The organism is Bacillus cereus group sp. BcHK124 (assembly GCF_027712065.1).
Taxonomy (GTDB): domain Bacteria; phylum Bacillota; class Bacilli; order Bacillales; family Bacillaceae_G; genus Bacillus_A; species Bacillus_A pacificus.
Window position 1 is genome coordinate 687,372 of sequence record NZ_JAQFPJ010000001.1, and the last position, 20,233, is coordinate 707,604.

Here is a 20,233-nt window from a genome sequence, read left to right on the forward strand (position 1 = left end):
CCGCTAATACTGCGGTTACTATAATGTATGGAGGGAAGAGTAGAAATGTATGGGTAATTACCTATAAAAGGAAGAAGAGTTTGTATATTTTTGCTAAGAAGAGAGAAAAACTAAAGGGAATTAAATCGTTTACATATTATTCTAAGAGAAAAAACAAGTTAAAAAGGGAATAATATAACAGTAGGTTAATGCTTACTAATACAGATGTGAAAAATAAAAACACGTTTGTGTAGGAGAAACCTGCAGATTATTTATAAAAAAACGTATTCAAAGTAATTGACATCGTAATTAGAATAGTTGTAAACTAAAAAACGTGATCAAGATTGTATTAATATGTTTCTGAAAAAACATTAGTACAGATTGTTAGGTACACAAAATTATTCTCAACCGACAAATAAATTTGTTGGTTTACATTGTTGCGGTTTCCATCTAGCTAATAGATAGTGAAAGCGTTTCAGAATATGGTTCAAGAGAGGAAGAGGTGAACGGAATGGGTACTAAAACAAAAAAGACCCTATTTAATGTTGATGAGCAAATGAAAGCTATCGCAGCTCAATTTGAAACATTACAAATTTTAAATGAAAAAGGCGAAGTTGTGAATGAAGCAGCTATGCCTGAATTATCTGATGATCAATTAAAAGAATTAATGCGCCGTATGGTGTATACTCGCGTACTAGATCAACGTTCTATTTCTTTAAACCGTCAAGGACGTTTAGGTTTCTACGCACCAACAGCTGGACAAGAGGCTTCTCAATTAGCAAGTCATTTCGCACTTGAAGCAGAAGATTTCATCTTACCAGGATATCGTGATGTGCCACAATTAGTATGGCACGGTTTACCATTATACCAAGCATTCTTATTCTCTCGTGGACATTTCATGGGTAACCAAATGCCTGAGAACGTAAATGCACTTGCTCCACAAATCATCATCGGTGCGCAAATCATCCAAACTGCTGGTGTTGCGTTAGGTATGAAATTACGTGGTAAAAAATCTGTTGCAATTACTTACACTGGTGACGGTGGTGCTTCACAAGGTGACTTCTACGAAGGTATGAACTTTGCGGGCGCATTCAAAGCTCCAGCAATCTTCGTTGTACAAAACAACCGTTATGCAATCTCTACTCCAGTAGAAAAGCAATCTGCAGCTAAAACTGTAGCACAAAAAGCAGTAGCAGCAGGTATTTACGGAATTCAAGTAGACGGTATGGATCCATTAGCTGTATACGCAGCAACTGCTTTCGCTCGTGAGCGTGCAGTAAATGGCGAAGGTCCTACTTTAATCGAGACTTTAACATTCCGTTACGGTCCACATACAATGGCTGGTGATGACCCAACTCGTTACCGTACAAAAGATATCGAGAACGAATGGGAACAAAAAGATCCAATCGTACGCTTCCGTGCATTCTTAGAAAACAAAGGCCTATGGTCTCAAGAAGTTGAAGAGAAAGTAATCGAAGAAGCAAAAGAAGATATCAAACAAGCAATTGCTAAGGCTGACCAAGCTCCAAAACAAAAAGTTACTGATTTAATGGAAATCATGTACGAAAAAATGCCTTACAACTTAGCTGAACAATATGAAATTTACAAAGAAAAGGAGTCGAAGTAAGCCATGGCTCAAATGACAATGATTCAAGCAATCACTGATGCTTTACGCGTTGAAATGAAAAATGACCCTAACGTACTTGTGTTTGGTGAAGACGTTGGTGTAAACGGCGGTGTATTCCGTGCTACTGAAGGTTTACAAGCTGAATTCGGTGAAGACCGTGTAATGGATACTCCACTTGCAGAGTCTGGTATTGGTGGACTTGCAGTTGGACTTGCACTTGAAGGATTCCGTCCAGTTCCAGAAATCCAATTCTTCGGTTTCGTTTATGAAGTAATGGATTCAATTTCTGGTCAATTAGCTCGTATGCGTTACCGTTCTGGTGGACGTTGGACTGCTCCAGTAACAGTTCGTTCTCCATTCGGTGGTGGTGTTCATACTCCTGAACTACATGCTGATAGCTTAGAAGGTTTAGTGGCTCAACAACCTGGTCTAAAAGTTGTTATTCCATCTACTCCATACGATGCAAAAGGTCTTTTAATCTCTGCGATTCGTGACAACGATCCAGTTATCTACTTAGAGCATATGAAATTATACCGTTCATTCCGTCAAGATGTACCAGAAGGCGAATACACAATTGATTTAGGCAAAGCTGACATCAAACGTGAAGGTACAGATGTATCTGTTATCGCTTACGGTGCTATGGTTCACGCTGCATTAAAAGCTGCTGAAGAACTTGAAAAAGAAGGTATCTCTTTAGAAGTTGTTGACTTACGTACAGTTCAACCATTAGATATCGAAACAATCATCGCTTCTGTTGAAAAAACAGGCCGCGTAGTTGTAGTTCAAGAAGCTCAAAAACAAGCTGGTATTGCAGCTAACGTTGTAGCGGAAATTAACGACCGTGCAATCTTAAACTTAGAAGCTCCAGTTGTACGTGTTGCAGCTGCTGATACAGTATTCCCATTCTCTCAAGCTGAGAGCGTATGGTTACCAAACCACAAAGATATTGTTGAAGCTGTTAACAAAGTAATGAACTTCTAATTTTTACTTATTCATGTGCAAAAGAAATCAGCACATGCTGATTTCTTTTGCCATATTCCATAATAAAGAAATGAATCAGGGGGCTGAATTCCGTGGCATTTGAATTTAAACTACCAGATATCGGTGAAGGTATCCACGAAGGTGAAATCGTAAAATGGTTTATTAAACCAGGCGACGAAGTAAACGAAGACGACGTACTTCTTGAAGTACAAAATGATAAAGCAGTAGTAGAAATTCCTTCTCCTGTTAAAGGTAAAGTACTTGAAGTACTTGTAGAAGAAGGTACGGTTGCAGTAGTTGGAGATACATTAATTAAATTTGATGCTCCTGGATACGAAAACCTTAAATTTAAAGGCGACGATCATGACGAAGCTCCTAAAGCTGAAGAAGCAAAAGAAGAAGCTCCTAAAGCTGAAGCTACTCCAGCAGCAACTGCAGAAGTAGTAAATGAGCGCGTAATCGCTATGCCATCTGTTCGTAAATATGCTCGTGAAAACGGCGTAGACATTCATAAAGTAGCTGGTTCTGGTAAGAACGGTCGTATCGTAAAAGCTGACATCGATGCATTTGCAAATGGTGGACAAGCGGTAGCAGCAACTGAGGCTCCAGCAGCAGTAGAAGCTACTCCAGCAGCAGCGAAAGAAGAAGCACCAAAAGCACAACCAATCCCAGCTGGTGAATATCCAGAAACTCGTGAGAAAATGAGTGGTATCCGTAAAGCAATTGCGAAAGCAATGGTTAACTCTAAACATACAGCTCCTCACGTAACATTAATGGATGAAGTAGATGTAACTGAACTTGTTGCTCACCGTAAGAAGTTCAAAGCTGTTGCAGCTGACAAAGGTATTAAATTAACTTACCTTCCATACGTTGTTAAAGCTTTAACATCTGCATTACGTGAATATCCAATGTTAAACACTTCTTTAGATGATGCTTCTCAAGAAGTAGTTCATAAACATTACTTCAACATCGGTATCGCAGCTGATACAGACAAAGGTCTATTAGTACCAGTTGTTAAAGATACAGATCGCAAGTCTATCTTCACAATTTCTAACGAGATCAATGATCTTGCTGGTAAAGCACGTGAAGGTCGTTTAGCTCCTGCTGAAATGAAAGGCGCTTCTTGCACAATTACAAACATTGGTTCTGCAGGTGGACAATGGTTCACTCCAGTTATCAACCACCCAGAAGTAGCAATCCTTGGTATCGGCCGTATCGCTGAGAAACCAGTTGTGAAAAACGGTGAGATCGTTGCAGCTCCAGTATTAGCATTATCTCTAAGCTTTGACCATCGTTTAATTGACGGTGCAACTGCTCAAAAAGCATTAAACCAAATTAAACGTCTATTGAATGACCCACAATTATTAGTAATGGAGGCGTAATAACAATGGTAGTAGGAGATTTCCCAATTGAATTAGATACAGTCGTTGTTGGTGCAGGTCCTGGTGGATACGTTGCGGCAATTCGTGCAGCACAATTAGGTCAAAAGGTAGCAATCATTGAAAAAGCTAACCTTGGTGGCGTATGCTTAAACGTTGGATGTATTCCTTCAAAAGCGTTAATCAATGCAGGTCATCGTTATGAGAATGCAATGCATTCTGATGACATGGGTATCACTGCAGAGAATGTAAAAGTTGACTTTACAAAAGTTCAAGAATGGAAAAACGGCGTAGTTAAGAAATTAACTGGCGGTGTTGAAGGCCTTCTTAAAGGTAACAAAGTTGAAATCATTCGCGGTGAAGCTTACTTCGTAGATGCTAACACATTACGCGTAATGACTGAAGATGCAGCTCAAACTTATACGTTTAAAAATGCTGTTCTTGCAACTGGTTCTACACCAATCGAAATTCCAGGATTCAAATACTCTAAACGTGTTATCAACTCTACAGGTGCTTTAAGCTTACCTGAAATTCCTAAAAAACTTGTTGTAATCGGCGGCGGTTACATCGGTATGGAATTAGGTACTGCATATGCTAACTTCGGTACAGAAGTTACTGTAGTAGAAGCTGGCGACGAAATCTTAGCTGGTTTCGAAAAAGCTATGAGCTCTGTTGTTAAACGTGCTCTACAGAAAAAAGGTAACGTAACAATCCATACAAAAGCTATGGCTAAAGGCGTTGAAGAAACAGAAACTGGCGTAAAAGTTAGCTTCGAAGTTAAAGGTGAAATCCAAACTGTAGAAGCAGATTACGTATTAGTAACTGTAGGTCGTCGTCCAAACACTCAAGAAATCGGTCTTGAGCAAGTTGGAGTTAAAATGACTGACCGCGGCATCATCGAAATCGATGAGCAATGTCGTACAAATGTACCAAACATCTATGCAATCGGTGATATCGTTCCTGGACCACCATTAGCTCACAAAGCTTCTTACGAAGGTAAAGTAGCTGTAGAAGCAATTAGTGGCCATGCGTCAGCTATCGATTACATCGGAATTCCTGCAGTATGCTTCACTGATCCAGAATTAGCATCTGTTGGTTACACTAAGAAACAAGCTGAAGAAGCTGGAATGACTGTAACTGTATCTAAGTTCCCATTCGCTGCTAACGGTCGTGCATTATCATTAAACAGCACTGACGGTTTCTTACAACTTGTAACACGTAAAGAAGATGGTCTTCTTGTAGGTGCTCAAGTTGCAGGTGCAGGCGCTTCTGATATTATTTCTGAGATTGGTTTAGCTATCGAAGCTGGAATGACAGCAGAAGATATCGCTCAAACAATCCACGCTCACCCAACATTAGGTGAAATCACAATGGAAGCAGCTGAAGTTGCTCTTGGAATGCCAATTCACATTGTAAAATAATTTAAGTAATGAAAATAGCCCATCTCTTATTTAAAGAGATGGGCTATTTTTTATTTTATAATAAAAGTGGCTTGCAAGGTCTTTATACGTACTTGTCGAATGAATATATAATAATTTAATTGAATTGTTAAAACATATATAAATCCAAAAGCCGTATATATGCTTTCGTGTAATATGTAATTGATTCAAACTTAATACCATATATTAATAAAATAGAGCATGTCAAAGGAGAAGGTTCCATGAAAATATTACATGTTATATTTTATCATTTTTTATTATGGAGTGGTTTTTCTGTTGTATTATCATTGTCAAATGGTGATAAGTTGCATTATAAAGTCATTCTATTTTTTGTATTTCTTTATTTAGCATATGTGATCGCATATTTTGTATTGCAAATTAGAAAGCAGGCATTATTCCTTACGTGTTCAAATTGCATACTTTTCTTAATTATATTTTCTATTTTTTAAATTAACGTTTATAGAAATACATTGTTCTTCCATTAAATAATTTCAACTCTCCTTCTAATTTCTTCGCTAGAAAACGGCAAAATTCATTTGCTTTTCCTTTATCACCAAATGTTGCATTAGGTGGTAAAGAAACTTGAATATAAGTTTGTTCCTTTTCTATACCGACACCAACATAAATGGAGTCATATCGATCGTGCGTAGATTGTAGTTTGAATGTTGTTGCTGATGTATCTAAAATTTCATACGGAAAAGCGGTATTTGTATAAGCGTAATTAATTTGAACACCAGTTTTGGAAGTAACTGTTTTATAATAATGAAAAAGTTGTTTTATATCATCTATTGAAACAGATTGTTGATTGGATTTAGGTACAAGCGTAATAAAGGCATGTTGCATATAAGTTCCCCCTAACTTAGTAGAATACTCTCATTCTACATCCTACTGAATTTTTTGACAATTAAAAGGAGTATTCCTTTTTTTTGTTTAATATACTAATGAAAGGTGATGTAGAAAGGTGGAAACCGATGTTTGAAAAATTGTATGATGAGCATGAAAGTGTGAAGGTACGATTTTTGGGGTTTATGACACATGATACTCGTTATGATTTTGGCGTTATTTATACAAATATGTTTTTTGGAAAGCCACTTATTGTTTGCATGCAAACAGGAAGGTCTACTTTACTTGGACGAGATGATGTAGAGAATGTTCAACATTTGCAGGAAGTGTTCAAATTAGGTTCAGAAGAGGAAGCAGCTGAGTTAGCTCAGTTTTTCTCATTTTTAGTTCCATCTACATCTTTGCATGCGGAATACGAAGAATAAATAATGTAAAACAGTCGTACGTATAAATACGGCTGTTTTTTTGTTTGAATATCGCATACTAATTTAAAGTAAAAATATTTAATGTGTTATACTAAAAACCTATTGACGTAAAAAGTATAACATATTAAAATAAAGACAGAAAGTTAAGCGGTTACAAAAAAGTTTTTGGGATTATAAACTTAGGGGGAAATGAAAAATGGGAACAATCGTATGTCAAGATTGTGAAGGTACAATTGCACACTTCGAGGATGAGAAAGTAACGGTACTTTACGGGAAATGTGGATCTTGCGGATGTGATCACACAGAGCATACAAAAGCCCAATAATTGATAGGAAATGGACAGCTGAAAGTTTTTAGGACCATAAACTTAGGGGGAAATGAAAAATGGGAACAATCGTATGCCAAGTATGTGAAGGAACAATCGGACATTTTGAAGATGAAAAAACGACAGTGCTTTACGGAAAATGCGGAACAAATTGTGACTGTGCTAGTAGAGATAATGCGAAAGCTTAATGATAAATAAATAGATTACTATTAAAACTCAGGGGGAAAAGAAAAATGGGAACAATCGTATGCCAAGTATGTGAAGGAACAATCGGACATTTTGAAGATGAAAAATCAACAGTACTATACGGGAAATGTGGATCTCATTGCGACTGTGACCATAAAGAACATTCAAAAGCTTAAATAAAAAAAGCGCCTACATATGTAGGTGCTTTTTTTAATAAACTGTAGTTGTGTTGCCAACTGTTGCAACAATTGCATCATCTCTAATCGGAATAAATCCTATGGATGTCTGTGGTGTGTTAGGAGAAGCGTGGTAGCTCATAAGACGGCTATCGATACGGGTAATAGTATCGGTTAAGAAAGCGGAAATAAAAGCGTAAGGGACTCGTCGCTCATTTAACGCGTATATAATTTCTTCTTTTGTTTTTACACCTACGCCATGCCCATAAAAAAAGAAATTTCCTAGATAGATTGTATTTTCTCCTTGCCACTCGATTGTAGCTGGGTTCACTTGTGGATTTTTAAAGTAAACGAGATCACCTGGGACAAGATCGCCACCCGTCTTTGTTATGAGCTTTAAATCTTGATCGTAGTCCCACGTATAAAGTAAAAGGTTTGCAAAGAGACGGTTGAAGGTTTCTTCCTCATATAATGCTAGTAAAGCTTTGTAAAAAATAATGATCATAGCGGTGGCACATTCAGTTCCATATAGTTTTCCGTTTTTGAAAATATCTTGTATGGCAATGGAAGGGGGTATGTTTGGAAGGAGCTCGAATCCTCCAAGAGATGTTCTTTTCCAATACTGAGGGTTACAAAAAGATTGTTGAAATGTGCGAAACTGAAAACCACTTTGAAAAAGTTCTAATGCAGAAGTAATAATATGAACACGCAAATTTAGATCAAAGCTGAGTTCACCAGATGTTCGGAAGGAATAGATTTCTTGATTTCCTGCCATTATAGATAAAATTTGTTGTTTCTCATTTGCAAATGGCTCATATTCATTTGTGATATAAGGATGTACAATAGAACGGCCTATTACAATCATAATAGTATCCCCACCTATAAGTTACATTACATAATATCGTATGAGAAAAGGCCAAAAGGGTGAAAGAAAAGCCTATCAACTGATAGGCTTGTACTCTTTAATCACGCGTAATGTTTGTAATGTCATATCTTCAGGACCTTGTACAGGTAAACCTGCTTCTAAGTTTTTACGAATATACTCTAAGTTATCTTGTGTAATAATTTCCCCCGGAGTAAAGATTGGAATCCCTGGCGGATAAACCATAACGAAATCAGCTATAATACGACCTGCTGCATTTTCAAATGGGATGACTTCTGTTTCCGAATAAAAAGCATCTCGAGGAGAAAGTGCTAAAACAGGTATTTCTGGAATTTCTACTTGCACTTGAACACCTTTATCAGCTTTATTTTTAAATGTTGCTGATAAATCTTGTAATGCTGCAATAAGTGTATTTGTCTCACTTTCTGTATCCCCAAAAGTGACAAGACATAGTATGTTGTATAAATCTGAGAGCTCTACTTCAATGTTATATTGCTCTCTAAGCCATACTTCAGCCTGATGGCCTGTAATACCTAAATCTTTTACAGATACAATTATCTTTGTAGGATCATAGTTAAAAGTAGCATCCGTACCTAGCATTTCTTTCCCTGGACAGTAAAGATGTTCGATATCATTTATAGCATCACGAACTTGTTCCGCTAATTGTATTGTTTGTTCTATGAGTGCCGTTCCTTCTGTAGCAAGACGTTTTCTAGCAACATCTAGGGAGGCTAACAAGATGTAAGACGTTGATGTAGTCGTAAGCATGCTAATAATAGATTGAACATGTTTTACGTTCACAAGGCCTTCTTTTACATTAAGAATAGAACTTTGCGTTAAAGATCCACCTAATTTGTGAACACTTGTTGCTGCCATATCTGCACCGGCTTGCATCGCTGACATCGGCAGTTCATCGTGAAAATGAATATGAACACCATGAGCCTCATCAACGAGTACAGGGATATCGTAAGAATGTGCTAATTGTACAATCTGTTCTAAGTCCGCAGCAAAGCCAAAGTATGTTGGGTTAATAACAAGTAGGCCTTTCGCATCTGAGTGCTCTTCAAGTGCCTTTTTGACAGATTGAATTGTGATTCCATGTGAAATACCAAGTTTTGGATCAATTTCAGGATGCATGAAAATAGGTTTTGCACCTGAGAAAATAATAGCTGACATTACTGATTTATGCACGTTTCGTGGTACTAGTATTTTGTCACCAGGACCGCAAACGCTCATCACCATTGTCATAATTGCGCCACTTGTACCTTGAATAGAAAAGAAAGTATGATCCGCACCAAATGCAGCGGCTGCTAAATCCTGTGCTTCTTTAATCATACCTTTTGGATGATGTAAATCATCGAGCGGCGCAATATTAATTAAATCAATTGCTAATGCATTATGCCCAATAAATTCGCGAAATTCAGGATCCATGCCCTGTCCTTTTTTATGCCCTGGAATATGGAATTGAATTGGATTTCGCTTACTGTGCTCAACTAAAGCGGTAAACAATGGTGTTTCGTATTGGGACAATCTATACACCCCTTCTTTTTTTAATATTTATTAGAGTTTGTTTTATATAATCTTGTTCTAAAAAAGTTACGTTCTTTTTTAGAATGAGACTTGTTTTTCTGCCATTCACAAAAGCTTTTTTGAGATGGGAGCTTCACTTTATTTTCTATAAAACAAAAGCATTATATCACCAATAATTATAGATGTATAGCAAAAAATATTTTTACGGTGAGTATGTTAAATAGTAGCTTCCTACTAACTTCTAGTGGAAGGCAATTCCATTAAAATGAATAAATAGTGTATAATGCAAAGTGGCTATAGTGAAGTAGAAAAAATCACTTTAAGATAGCGTATTGAAATAAGAAGAAATGATAAATGAGGTGCGAAATGGAATATCAATATCCGTTAGATTATGATTGGTCAAATGAGGAAATGGTTACAATTGTGAAGTTTTATGAAGCGATTGAGAAAGCATATGAAAAAGGAATTGTAAGAGAAGAATTAATGGGTTTATATCGTCGTTTTAAAGAGATTGTTCCATCGAAAGCAGAAGAAAAGAAAATTGATAAAGAGTTTCAAGAAGTAAGTGGATATTCTATATACCGTGCGATTCAGAAGGCTAAAGAAATTGAAGAAGAAAAGCTTGTGAAAATGTAAAAAATATTTTGAAAAATAAAAACTGAAGTGATATAATGTGATAACAACTAAAAACGGACAATATAAATTGTCCGTTTTCTACTATCGATTACAAAGTGCATATAAAGGAAGGAGTGATTGCATCGTAGATTCAATCTTAGCAAGGAATTGTTCGTTGGTCATTGCTGAAAACTCCTCTGGTGATATATGAATACCAACTAATAATTCTGCTTTTTTCACAGTAGCTAGACGTTCAATCATCTTTTGTAAATCATTTGTTTCAAGTGTTTTATGTAATTTTACACTTGGTTTAGTATGGTCAATGGACCAAACGAAGTCATTTGGAATATTTGTTTTTAAATCATTTATATGTTCTAAGAAGGCGTGAGCCGTCTCCACTTTTTGTGGACACTCATAGATTAAACCAAAGTATATGAAGGCATGAGTACCCCATAATCCAATTTGGAAATGTGGTAGCATTTTATATCCGCGTTTATTTGTTGAAAAAGCAACCCAAGTATCGTTTGGTGGATTGACTTTGCGACGTGCGTGTTTTGCTACATGATAAAAAAAGTTCTCATCAGTTTGTTTGGATAAATACGCTGCAAACTGTTCCCCTAAAGCTTCTAGCTTAGGATGAATGTTCGTTTTAATTGCACTCATTCGTTCTTCGAGACCATCAACTGTAAAGACCTCAAAATCAGTTGATTTGAATGTTTGTAGTGTCATGATTGTTCCTCCAACTCCTATTTTGCTTTTATTTTAGCATAGCTTGTACTATTCATAAAAAAAACAGCACAAAAAAATTTAAATAAAAAAATATAATTTTGTTGCATAGATGATTTATCCAACATAGTATAGTATAAAACAAAAAATCAGAAAATTGAATCAATTCTAGTCCGAGGGCAGACGAATATTGGGAGGAGGCAAATAATATGAGACAGGTGATTAATGCGTTAAAGAGAACAGATGCTGAAAAGAGAATACCGGTGCTACGTTTGGAGCTAGATTATGAATTAGCGACTTTATATGATGCGATGATGGAAAATGATAAACAGAAAAAAGAAGAGTGTGTACAAAAGTTAGAAGTGTTAAGACTTGAAATGATTCGTTTAGAAGCGTAATAATAGTATATGTATAAAAAATTAGTTGGTGCGAACCTTATAAAGGGTTCGTTTTTTCTGTGAACAGTATAGATCGGAGTGTTTAAACATGCAAGAAGTATGGAAAGACATCGATGCACACGCCAAACAGTGGATTCGGGATGCGGGAGAGCGTTTAATGGCATCAATGAAAAAAGCACTTATTATAGAAACAAAATCAAATGCAGCTGATTTAGTAACAAATATGGACCGAGAAATAGAGCAGTTTTTAATTGGGAAAATTAAAGAAACATTCCCACATCATCATATTTTAGGTGAAGAGGGCTATGGAGACGAGGTAACTTCTTCTGACGGGGTTGTTTGGTTAATTGATCCAATTGACGGCACGATGAACTTTGTTCACCAAAAAAGAAATTTTGCAATTTCAATTGGAATTTATGAGAACGGTATCGGAAAGATTGGACTTATTTATGATCCAGTTCATGATGAATTATATCATGCGTTAAAAGGGGCTGGAGCATTTTGTAATGAAGTACCAATACCTTTATTACAAAAAGGTACTGTAGAGCAAGGTATTGTAGCTTTAAATGCGATATGGCTTACCGACAATCCATTGCTTAATATGGAAAGTATGATGGCACTTGTTAAGAAAGCAAGAGGCACGAGATCATATGGCTGTGCAGCATTAGAGATGGTATACGTTGCAACTGGAAGAATCGATGCATATGTAACGCCTAGATTATCACCATGGGACTTTGGTGGGGGACAGATAATTGTAGAGGAAGTTGGAGGCAAGGTAACAACATTCTCCGGAGCGCCACTTTCTATCGTAGAGAAGAGTAGCGTATTAGTTGCGAAGCCAGGGGTGTATGAAGAAGTGTTATCGTTTATATCCAAGTAACAAAAAAAGTAAGAGGCTGTATACAGGCTTCTTACTTTTTGACGTTATTGCGATTTACGCATTTTTCTTTTTGTTACAAAACCGTATCCAACTGTAACAAATGTGCCGATAATGCAAATAATAATACCGATTGGACTATTTTCAGCAATCATAATGCCGATACCGATTAAGAAAATAACACCGATAATTGCAGTTAATAAAAAGCGATATTGAATGTGTTCCATTTCTTCACCCTCCAATCTCATTTTACTTTCACAAAAGTAAGAATACAACTATATTTTCATTCTTGATTTTATTTTAATTGCTATTGTATCCCCTTCGCTCTTATAATAGAGAAGGATTAAAAAGACATTAGGAGTTGGACATGTTGAAAAAACGACAAGATTTACGTAATATAGCAATTATTGCCCACGTTGACCATGGTAAAACAACACTTGTTGACCAGTTATTACGTCAAGCGGGGACTTTCCGTGCGAACGAACACGTTGAAGAGCGCGCAATGGATTCAAATGATCTAGAAAGAGAGCGCGGTATTACAATTTTAGCGAAAAATACTGCGATTCACTATGAAGATAAAAGAATTAACATTTTAGATACACCAGGTCACGCTGACTTCGGTGGAGAAGTAGAACGTATTATGAAAATGGTTGATGGTGTTTTACTTGTTGTTGATGCATATGAAGGTTGTATGCCACAAACACGATTTGTTTTAAAGAAAGCTCTTGAGCAAAACTTAACTCCAATCGTAGTTGTAAATAAAATTGACCGTGACTTCGCTCGCCCTGATGAAGTAGTTGATGAAGTAATCGACTTATTCATCGAACTTGGTGCAAACGAAGATCAATTAGAGTTCCCAGTTGTATTTGCATCAGCAATGAACGGAACAGCAAGCTTAGATTCAAACCCAGCAAATCAAGAAGAGAATATGAAATCATTATTTGATACAATTATTGAACATATTCCTGCACCAATTGATAACAGCGAAGAGCCACTTCAATTCCAAGTAGCACTTCTTGATTACAACGACTATGTTGGACGTATTGGAGTTGGACGCGTATTCCGCGGTACAATGAAGGTTGGACAACAAGTTGCTTTAATGAAAGTAGACGGAAGCGTAAAACAATTCCGCGTAACAAAATTATTTGGTTACATGGGATTAAAACGTCAAGAAATTGAAGAAGCAAAAGCTGGAGACTTAGTAGCTGTTTCTGGTATGGAAGACATTAACGTTGGTGAAACAGTATGTCCAGTTGAACATCAAGATGCGTTACCATTATTACGTATTGATGAGCCAACACTACAAATGACGTTCCTTGTAAATAACAGTCCATTTGCAGGTCGTGAAGGTAAATACATTACATCTCGTAAAATTGAAGAGCGTCTTCGTTCACAATTAGAAACAGATGTAAGTTTACGTGTAGATAATACAGAGTCTCCTGATGCATGGATTGTATCTGGACGTGGGGAACTACATTTATCTATCTTAATTGAAAACATGCGTCGTGAAGGTTATGAACTACAAGTATCTAAGCCAGAAGTAATTATTAAAGAAGTTGATGGCGTAAGATGTGAGCCTGTAGAGCGTGTACAAATCGATGTACCTGAAGAATACACTGGTTCTATTATGGAATCTATGGGTGCACGTAAAGGTGAAATGTTAGATATGGTGAATAACGGAAACGGTCAAGTTCGCCTTACTTTCATGGTTCCAGCACGTGGTTTAATTGGTTACACAACAGAATTCTTAACATTAACTCGTGGTTATGGTATTTTAAACCATACATTCGATTGCTACCAACCAGTACACGCTGGACAAGTTGGTGGACGTCGTCAAGGTGTTCTAGTTTCACTTGAAACAGGAAAAGCATCACAATACGGTATTATGCAAGTTGAAGATCGTGGTGTAATCTTCGTTGAACCAGGTACAGAAGTATATGCTGGTATGATTGTCGGAGAACACACTCGTGAGAATGACTTAACAGTTAACGTTGTGAAAATGAAACAACAAACTAACATTCGTTCTGCGACGAAAGATCAAACTTCAACAATGAAAAAACCACGCTTAATGACTTTAGAAGAATCATTAGAGTACTTAAACGATGACGAGTTCTGTGAAGTAACTCCAGAATCCATTCGTTTACGTAAAAAGATTCTTGATAAGAGCGAACGTGAAAGAGCTGCTAAGAAAAAGAAATCTGTAGAAGCGTAAAATAGTAAAACAGCTACCTTTAATTAAGGTAGCTGTTTTTTTTTATGTTTATTTTTTTAGAATATTTACTCTTTTTGTGGACAGTATTTTTTTCACAGGTTACTCTTGTATTAAGTACATAAAGAAAAATGGTTTGATTTATGAGGAAGGGGGATAAATAGTGTTAGAAAGAATGTCGTTTTTTGCGAAGTTATGTAAAGTTGATGAAAATCCAGAACTAGGGATGTGGTTACTGTATGGCGTCATTATTATATTAAGTGCACTTGTGTATAATTTAGGTTTTGCAAGAAAGCTATCTATAATAAAAAATATAGTGATATATATATCGTTAGCGATTGGGTGTACAGTGTTAACTTTCTTTGCAGTTTTTTTACCTGTTGGAGAGGGGCTTGTTGTAGCAGCAATTGTACTTGGGATTTATAGGTTGAGATTACGTCAAGCAAGACAACAAAAAGCAGGATGAGGGGGGAAGCTTTATGCGTTCCGTACAAGATGCGTTATATAATTGGTTAACAATTAAAACAGTTGCCGAAGCACGTCCGGATGATAGTGCTGCAAAAGAAACGTATTTGTTATTTCAAAATATGATATATGAAGAACATAAATTGAGAAATGTGGAAGTTAAGAAGAACGAGGAAATGTATGTAGTTACATATGAAATAAATGGAGAAAGAAAATCTGCAAGGTTTCCATTAGAAGCTATTGATTGTTTTTTGGATCAAATGAATCGCGAACCTGAAAAATATAAATAAGTCCTTTATCATATTGATAAAGGACTTATTTATATTTTACCAATCGTCTTCGACTTTTTTATCACGATATAATCGAAAATTACCACTTGCATGACGTTCCATCGTACGTTCAGCAATTCGTTCCGAACATTCCATGCACATATATGTATGAATAGGGCGATTACGCAGTTTTTTTGCCATAGGATTTTCATCATCTAACATATCTTTTTTATCACAAATCATACATTTGACTCTCATTTCGTCACCTCAATACGAATTCTATCAGTATAAGTATATCATGGAAGTGTAATGTTTTTGAATAATAGCGGGAAAAAATAATATTTTCGCAATTCAAAAAATAGGTTATGATAAGGATATATGAAGTATATTTGGAGGTGGAAATATGGCGAATGTAGTAGAGCCCACATTAACGGATGATTTAGTACAAACGTTACGTAAAGAGTGTATTGTTATGGTAGCAACAACAGATTTTGAAAAACAAGTTCCTAACGTAAGTGCTATTTCTTGGGTGTATGCAGTGAGTAAAACTAGTATTCGATTTGCAGTAGATCAACGTTCACGTATTGTGGAAAATATAAGACATAGTACTGGAGTGGTATTGACTATAATGGCGAATGAATCCGTATTTTCCATAAGTGGTGCAGGTGAAATTTTGACTGATAGAATGGAAGGCATTCCTTTAAAATTGACTGTAATAGAAGTAAATGTACAAGAAGTACGTGATGTTATGTTTTATGGTGCAAAACTTGCAATTGAACCAACATATGAAAAAACGTATGATCTTCGTGCAGCTAAAAAGCTCGATAACCAGGTGTTAGCAGGAATGAAAGAATTATAAATGTGATAAATAAGAAAGTCAGTTATTAACTTTTGTAATTACTTATTGTGATTTTATGTTAATAATTATAATTAAAAGTAATATATTGAATAGAAATGAATAAAAAATAAATAAAAGGTTTAATGGCTATAAATTTCGATTCTACCTCGTTTATACGGTACATATAATTATAACAATGGTTCGTCCATATTTTATGGATGAAACCCTTGTTCTACAAATTTAAAAGTGGAGTCAGGGGGTAACAGGTTGGATAAAATTTATGTGTTAGATACGAATGTACTTTTGCAGGATCCTTTATCTATTTTTTCATTTGAAACCAATGAAGTAGTGATTCCAGCAGTTGTATTAGAAGAGGTTGATTCGAAAAAACGTTATATGGATGAAGTAGGACGAAACGCTCGTTATGTATCTAAGTTAATAGACAAATTTCGTGAAATAGGAAAACTGCATGAAAGTATTCCGCTAGAAAACGGCGGTACATTTCGTATTGAATTAAATCATCGTTCGTTTGTCCAACTACAAGATATTTTTGTAGAAAAAACAAATGATAATCGAATTTTAGCTGTAGCAAAAAATCTATCTTTAGAAGAACAAGAAAAAGAGGACGGGAAGTCTGTTATTTTAGTAAGTAAAGACGTGCTCGTAAGGGTAAAAGCAGATGCAATAGGTTTAAAGGCGGAAGATTATTTAAGTGATCGGGTTATTGAAGTGGAAAATATATATTCAGGATTTTTAGAAGGATATATATCAAAAGAACAATTGGATTATTTTTATGAAAAAGGCGAATTGCCTTTATCCGAAATTGCAAATCATCCTTTTTATCCAAATCAGTTTGTAGTAATGAAAGATGCGTTAGGTGGATCTAGTTCAGCACTAGGTATTGTGGATCATTTAGGTAAGAAGGTAAAGAAACTTATTTTTCATAATGAACAAGTATGGGGAATACGACCACGAAATGTGCAGCAAATTATGGGATTAGAATTGTTGCTTCGTGAAGATATTCCGCTAGTCACGCTAACAGGGAAAGCTGGTACAGGAAAGACATTACTAGCTTTAGCTTCGGGGCTCATGCAAACGGAAGATTTAGGGTTATACAAAAAACTACTCGTTGCACGGCCAATTGTTCCAGTTGGGAAAGATATCGGTTATTTACCGGGAGAAAAAGAAGAAAAGTTAAGACCGTGGATGCAACCGATTTTTGATAATCTAGAGTATTTATTTAATACGAAAAAACCAGGAGAGTTAGATGCTATTTTAGCTGGAATGGGTTCGATAGAAGTAGAAGCTCTTACGTATATACGCGGGAGAAGTATTCCAGATCAATTCATTATAATTGACGAAGCACAAAATTTAACGAAGCATGAAGTGAAAACGATACTAACGAGGGTAGGAGAAAAAAGTAAAATCGTATTAATGGGAGATCCTCAGCAAATTGATCATCCGTATTTGGATGAGTATAATAACGGTTTAACATATGTTGTAGAGAAATTTAAAGAGCAACGTATTAGTGGTCATGTGAAATTTGTAAAAGGGGAGCGATCTAATTTAGCTCAACTAGCAGCAGATTTATTATAAAAAGGAGTGAGCTGAAGCTCACTCCTTTTCTTTAAATAATTGTAAATTTGCGGATGTTACGGATTGGATTTTGTCTATTAGATCCATCATTGTAATATAAATGAACAGGTCCATCTTCTTTTAATGGTTTTCCTTCTTTTGAAAAACCAAGAATAGCATGTTTGACAGTTTCTAATGGAAGCGTTATTGTATCATCTACTGTTTCGATCTCGACTTGCGTAGCGTCATCTGAAATTTCGGCGTTAGCAAGAAAAGGTTGAAATGGTATACCGAACGTTCCAGTAATTAGCTGTTCTTTTTTAAATTTCTTTACACTTTGTTGTATCGGCGGGAAAGCAGCACCATCACGGATTTCGCGATCCCAATGTTCCGAAGTGTTTTTTAAATAAGCTTCTAGTTCTGAAGTGTTTTCTCTCGTTTCATCAAAGTAAGTTGTCAAATCTACTTTTCGATCATCAAAGATCCAAACGGTTGGATCGATAGTGATTGGAAAACGAACTTTTCCATTAATAAATAAAATTTCGCTCATTGTTGTTCCCCCATTTGTGTTATACTCCCACTTTTCAGTATAATAGTATTAGACACTATTGTCACAAAAAATGTTTCTATTGCAATTTATTAAAACTATCGCTAATATTAATAGATAGGAGAGAGTAGGACGGAAACGGAGGGAATCAATTTGGCGTCTGAGACAGTATCAAATCATCAGGAAAAGGCACTAGCCCTTCTACAAGCGGATGCGGAGAAGATTTTAAGACTTATTAAGGTGCAAATGGACCATCTTACAATGCCGCAATGTCCATTATATGAAGAAGTGTTAGACACACAAATGTTTGGACTATCCCGCGAAGTCGATTTTGCAGTTCGCCTTGGTCTTATTTCAGAAGAACAAGGGAAAGCAATGTTAGGAGAGCTTGAACGTGAGTTATCTGCACTTCATGAAGCATTTACAAACAAACAACAATAACGGGTTCAAATAAGGGGGCTCAAACTGAAAAAGTTTGAGCTTTTTATTTGTATAATAAAGCAGGAAGAATCAATGTACATATGGAATACAACAATAATTAAATTGAAACAGAGAGAGGAAATGAAATGAAAAGAGTATGGAAATCAATGGATTATTCATTATTACTTCCTCTTGTTATCTTATGTGTGTTGGGAGTTATAATGGTATATAGTTCTAGTTCCATTGTTGCGATTTCGTCAAGATATAACTGGCCAGCAGATTACTTTTTTAAAAAACAATTATTGGCCCTTGCTATTGGGACGGTAATACTAGTGATTGTCGTTATAATTCCTTACAAATTTTGGAGGAAAGGAATGGTTCTAGCTGCGATGGGGCTAGGGAGTCTTGTCTTACTAGCAGCAGCCTATCTTTTCGGTAAGGAAATCAATGGTGCAAAAGGATGGATACTAGGTATACAACCTGCCGAGTTTGCTAAAATAGCTGTTATTATTACGCTAGCAAGTTTTTTTGCTAAGAAACAAGAGAGGCAAACTCCTTTTTTACAAGGGATTATCCCCCCTATAGCTGTTGTCGGTGGATCGATGGTATTAATTTTATTACAAAAGGACTTAGGGACTGACCTATTAATAGGTGGAACAGTGTTAATTATGTTCTTCTGCTCAGGAGTTAATGTTAACTTGTGGATAAAAAGATTCTTTTTAACTTCTATCATATGGATTCCAGCATTGTATTTTATTGGGAGTTATAAATTGAAAGCTTACCAAAAAGCTCGATTTTCAGTTTTTCTTGATCCATTTAACGATCCTCAAAATGATGGATTCCAATTAGTTAATTCGTTTATTGGAATTGCCTCAGGTGGGTTAAATGGTAGAGGATTAGGGAATAGTATACAAAAGTATGGCTACTTACCAGAGCCGCAAACGGATTTCATTATGGCAATTATATCTGAAGAACTAGGTTTTATAGGTGTAGCTATCATTTTAATCTGTTTATTACTTATTATTATTCGTTCGTTTAGAGTAGCACAAAAATGTAAAGATCCATTTGGAAGTTTAATTGCAATCGGAATTGCAAGTTTAATTGGCATACAAACTTTTGTTAATGTTGGTGGTATGTCAGGATTAATACCGCTTACAGGAGTACCTTTACCGTTTATTAGTTATGGCGGTAGTTCCTTGTTGGCTAATCTGATCTCGATGGGTATATTATTAAATATTGCTAGTCATGTGAAACGACAAGAGAAACAGCAAAATGAGGAAATGAAAGAAAGAGAACAAGATGGACCACGTCTTGTTGTTGTAAAATAAAAAACACATTGTGCTTTAGAGCGCGATGTGTTTTTTATTTTTAAGAAAAGTCAAATGTGATGTAATAATTAGCTTTAACATTAAAGGGTATATCACATTTATTTTAATGTGATATACAATTAAGTTGTTACATAAGGAAGAGGTATGCTATACTATTTTTGTGAGACAAATTGCTCAGAAAACTTATCATTTG

The 20,233-nt window shown here is 35.9% G+C and carries 26 protein-coding genes; 19 read left to right on the top strand and 7 right to left on the bottom strand.

The features are described from left to right. Positions 1-490 precede the first annotated feature (490 nt). The 5 genes from pdhA to PDK19_RS03830 all read left to right on the top strand — a co-directional run bounded on the left by pdhA (position 491) and on the right by PDK19_RS03830 (position 5,854). Complete coding sequence (pdhA, locus tag PDK19_RS03810; protein ID WP_000536893.1) at positions 491-1,606, top strand: pyruvate dehydrogenase E1 component subunit alpha; 1,116 nt, start codon at positions 491-493, stop codon at positions 1,604-1,606. A 3-nt stretch (positions 1,607-1,609) separates the two neighbouring features. Continuing rightward, positions 1,610-2,587, top strand: a complete 978-nt coding sequence (pdhB, locus tag PDK19_RS03815) for a pyruvate dehydrogenase complex E1 component subunit beta (RefSeq protein WP_000068166.1) — start codon at positions 1,610-1,612, stop codon at positions 2,585-2,587. 92 nt (positions 2,588-2,679) lie between these two features. Further along, positions 2,680-3,969 carry a pyruvate dehydrogenase complex dihydrolipoyllysine-residue acetyltransferase gene (pdhC, locus tag PDK19_RS03820; RefSeq protein WP_000863427.1) on the top strand — a complete coding sequence of 430 codons (1,290 nt, stop codon included), beginning with the start codon at positions 2,680-2,682 and terminating at the stop codon, positions 3,967-3,969. Positions 3,970-3,974: 5 nt separating this feature from the next. Beyond that, entirely contained in the window at positions 3,975-5,387 is a 1,413-nt protein-coding gene (lpdA, locus tag PDK19_RS03825) for a dihydrolipoyl dehydrogenase (RefSeq protein WP_000260111.1), read from the top strand. A 239-nt stretch (positions 5,388-5,626) separates the two neighbouring features. Beyond that, positions 5,627-5,854: a hypothetical protein gene (locus tag PDK19_RS03830; RefSeq protein WP_000697468.1), complete on the top strand. Its 228-nt coding sequence runs from the start codon at positions 5,627-5,629 to the stop codon at positions 5,852-5,854. A 1-nt stretch (position 5,855) separates the two neighbouring features. Here PDK19_RS03830 and PDK19_RS03835 read toward each other — a convergent pair whose 3' ends face one another. Next, on the bottom strand, positions 5,856-6,248 hold the full coding sequence (locus PDK19_RS03835; protein ID WP_001163309.1) for a DUF1885 family protein: 393 nt from the start codon (positions 6,246-6,248) through the stop codon (positions 5,856-5,858). A 128-nt stretch (positions 6,249-6,376) separates the two neighbouring features. Here PDK19_RS03835 and PDK19_RS03840 point away from each other — a divergent pair, with 128 nt between their 5' ends. The 4 genes from PDK19_RS03840 (at position 6,377) to PDK19_RS03855 (ending at position 7,360) form a co-directional block, all read left to right on the top strand. Then, complete coding sequence (locus PDK19_RS03840) at positions 6,377-6,673, top strand: DUF3055 domain-containing protein (RefSeq protein WP_011040622.1); 297 nt, start codon at positions 6,377-6,379, stop codon at positions 6,671-6,673. A gap of 196 nt (positions 6,674-6,869) precedes the next feature. Next, complete coding sequence (locus tag PDK19_RS03845) at positions 6,870-6,998, top strand: GapA-binding peptide SR1P (protein WP_000536778.1); 129 nt, start codon at positions 6,870-6,872, stop codon at positions 6,996-6,998. Between the two features lie 59 nt (positions 6,999-7,057). After that, positions 7,058-7,186 (top strand): GapA-binding peptide SR1P, encoded by a 129-nt coding sequence (locus PDK19_RS03850; protein WP_000536805.1) that lies wholly within the window; start codon positions 7,058-7,060, stop codon positions 7,184-7,186. Positions 7,187-7,231: 45 nt separating this feature from the next. Next, positions 7,232-7,360, top strand: a complete 129-nt coding sequence (locus PDK19_RS03855; RefSeq protein WP_000536793.1) for a GapA-binding peptide SR1P — start codon at positions 7,232-7,234, stop codon at positions 7,358-7,360. Positions 7,361-7,394: 34 nt separating this feature from the next. Here PDK19_RS03855 and PDK19_RS03860 read toward each other — a convergent pair whose 3' ends face one another. After that, entirely contained in the window at positions 7,395-8,225 is an 831-nt protein-coding gene (locus PDK19_RS03860; RefSeq protein ID WP_000635350.1) for a protein-glutamine gamma-glutamyltransferase, read from the bottom strand. A gap of 75 nt (positions 8,226-8,300) precedes the next feature. Next, the gene (gene speA / locus PDK19_RS03865) at positions 8,301-9,773 is read right to left on the bottom strand and encodes an arginine decarboxylase (protein WP_000084887.1); all 1,473 of its coding nucleotides are present in this window, start codon (positions 9,771-9,773) and stop codon (positions 8,301-8,303) included. Between the two features lie 366 nt (positions 9,774-10,139). On the opposite strand from speA, the gene PDK19_RS03870 reads away from it, so the two are divergent. Further along, positions 10,140-10,409 carry a UPF0223 family protein gene (locus tag PDK19_RS03870; RefSeq protein WP_000456556.1) on the top strand — a complete coding sequence of 90 codons (270 nt, stop codon included), beginning with the start codon at positions 10,140-10,142 and terminating at the stop codon, positions 10,407-10,409. An 81-nt stretch (positions 10,410-10,490) separates the two neighbouring features. On the opposite strand, the gene PDK19_RS03875 is transcribed toward PDK19_RS03870, so the two are convergent. Then, a complete protein-coding gene (locus PDK19_RS03875) occupies positions 10,491-11,117 on the bottom strand; it encodes a YktB family protein (protein WP_000175082.1) in 627 nt (208 codons plus the stop codon). 206 nt (positions 11,118-11,323) lie between these two features. Between PDK19_RS03875 and PDK19_RS03880 the strand changes: the two genes are divergently transcribed. Together PDK19_RS03880 and PDK19_RS03885 are read left to right on the top strand one after the other, a co-directional pair. Beyond that, a complete protein-coding gene (locus PDK19_RS03880) occupies positions 11,324-11,512 on the top strand; it encodes a hypothetical protein (protein WP_001250168.1) in 189 nt (62 codons plus the stop codon). A gap of 88 nt (positions 11,513-11,600) precedes the next feature. Continuing rightward, entirely contained in the window at positions 11,601-12,392 is a 792-nt protein-coding gene (locus PDK19_RS03885; protein WP_001158698.1) for an inositol monophosphatase family protein, read from the top strand. Between the two features lie 44 nt (positions 12,393-12,436). Here PDK19_RS03885 and PDK19_RS03890 read toward each other — a convergent pair whose 3' ends face one another. Further along, positions 12,437-12,616 (bottom strand): DUF5325 family protein, encoded by a 180-nt coding sequence (locus tag PDK19_RS03890; protein WP_000400127.1) that lies wholly within the window; start codon positions 12,614-12,616, stop codon positions 12,437-12,439. A 140-nt stretch (positions 12,617-12,756) separates the two neighbouring features. On the opposite strand from PDK19_RS03890, the gene typA reads away from it, so the two are divergent. The 3 genes from typA (at position 12,757) to PDK19_RS03905 (ending at position 15,353) form a co-directional block, all read left to right on the top strand. Then, positions 12,757-14,601, top strand: coding sequence for a translational GTPase TypA (gene typA, locus PDK19_RS03895; protein ID WP_000914763.1), 1,845 nt, complete (start codon positions 12,757-12,759; stop codon positions 14,599-14,601). Between the two features lie 160 nt (positions 14,602-14,761). Further along, on the top strand, positions 14,762-15,064 hold the full coding sequence (locus tag PDK19_RS03900) for a YlaH-like family protein (RefSeq protein WP_000893666.1): 303 nt from the start codon (positions 14,762-14,764) through the stop codon (positions 15,062-15,064). A 13-nt stretch (positions 15,065-15,077) separates the two neighbouring features. Next, entirely contained in the window at positions 15,078-15,353 is a 276-nt protein-coding gene (locus PDK19_RS03905; protein ID WP_001258149.1) for a hypothetical protein, read from the top strand. Between the two features lie 36 nt (positions 15,354-15,389). Here the strand turns inward: PDK19_RS03905 and PDK19_RS03910 are convergent, their stop codons facing one another. Continuing rightward, positions 15,390-15,590, bottom strand: a complete 201-nt coding sequence (locus PDK19_RS03910) for a YlaI family protein (RefSeq protein WP_001995040.1) — start codon at positions 15,588-15,590, stop codon at positions 15,390-15,392. Positions 15,591-15,735: 145 nt separating this feature from the next. Here PDK19_RS03910 and PDK19_RS03915 point away from each other — a divergent pair, with 145 nt between their 5' ends. Together PDK19_RS03915 and PDK19_RS03920 are read left to right on the top strand one after the other, a co-directional pair. Beyond that, on the top strand, positions 15,736-16,191 hold the full coding sequence (locus tag PDK19_RS03915) for a pyridoxamine 5'-phosphate oxidase family protein (RefSeq protein WP_000024588.1): 456 nt from the start codon (positions 15,736-15,738) through the stop codon (positions 16,189-16,191). A gap of 246 nt (positions 16,192-16,437) precedes the next feature. Next, positions 16,438-17,766 carry a PhoH family protein gene (locus PDK19_RS03920; RefSeq protein ID WP_000358083.1) on the top strand — a complete coding sequence of 443 codons (1,329 nt, stop codon included), beginning with the start codon at positions 16,438-16,440 and terminating at the stop codon, positions 17,764-17,766. A gap of 31 nt (positions 17,767-17,797) precedes the next feature. Here PDK19_RS03920 and PDK19_RS03925 read toward each other — a convergent pair whose 3' ends face one another. Beyond that, positions 17,798-18,295, bottom strand: coding sequence for a hypothetical protein (locus tag PDK19_RS03925; protein ID WP_001289788.1), 498 nt, complete (start codon positions 18,293-18,295; stop codon positions 17,798-17,800). Positions 18,296-18,445: 150 nt separating this feature from the next. Here PDK19_RS03925 and PDK19_RS03930 point away from each other — a divergent pair, with 150 nt between their 5' ends. Together PDK19_RS03930 and ftsW are read left to right on the top strand one after the other, a co-directional pair. Continuing rightward, on the top strand, positions 18,446-18,733 hold the full coding sequence (locus PDK19_RS03930; protein WP_000135697.1) for a YlaN family protein: 288 nt from the start codon (positions 18,446-18,448) through the stop codon (positions 18,731-18,733). Between the two features lie 125 nt (positions 18,734-18,858). Continuing rightward, complete coding sequence (ftsW, locus tag PDK19_RS03935) at positions 18,859-20,040, top strand: putative lipid II flippase FtsW (RefSeq protein WP_000832785.1); 1,182 nt, start codon at positions 18,859-18,861, stop codon at positions 20,038-20,040. Positions 20,041-20,233 lie beyond the last annotated feature (193 nt).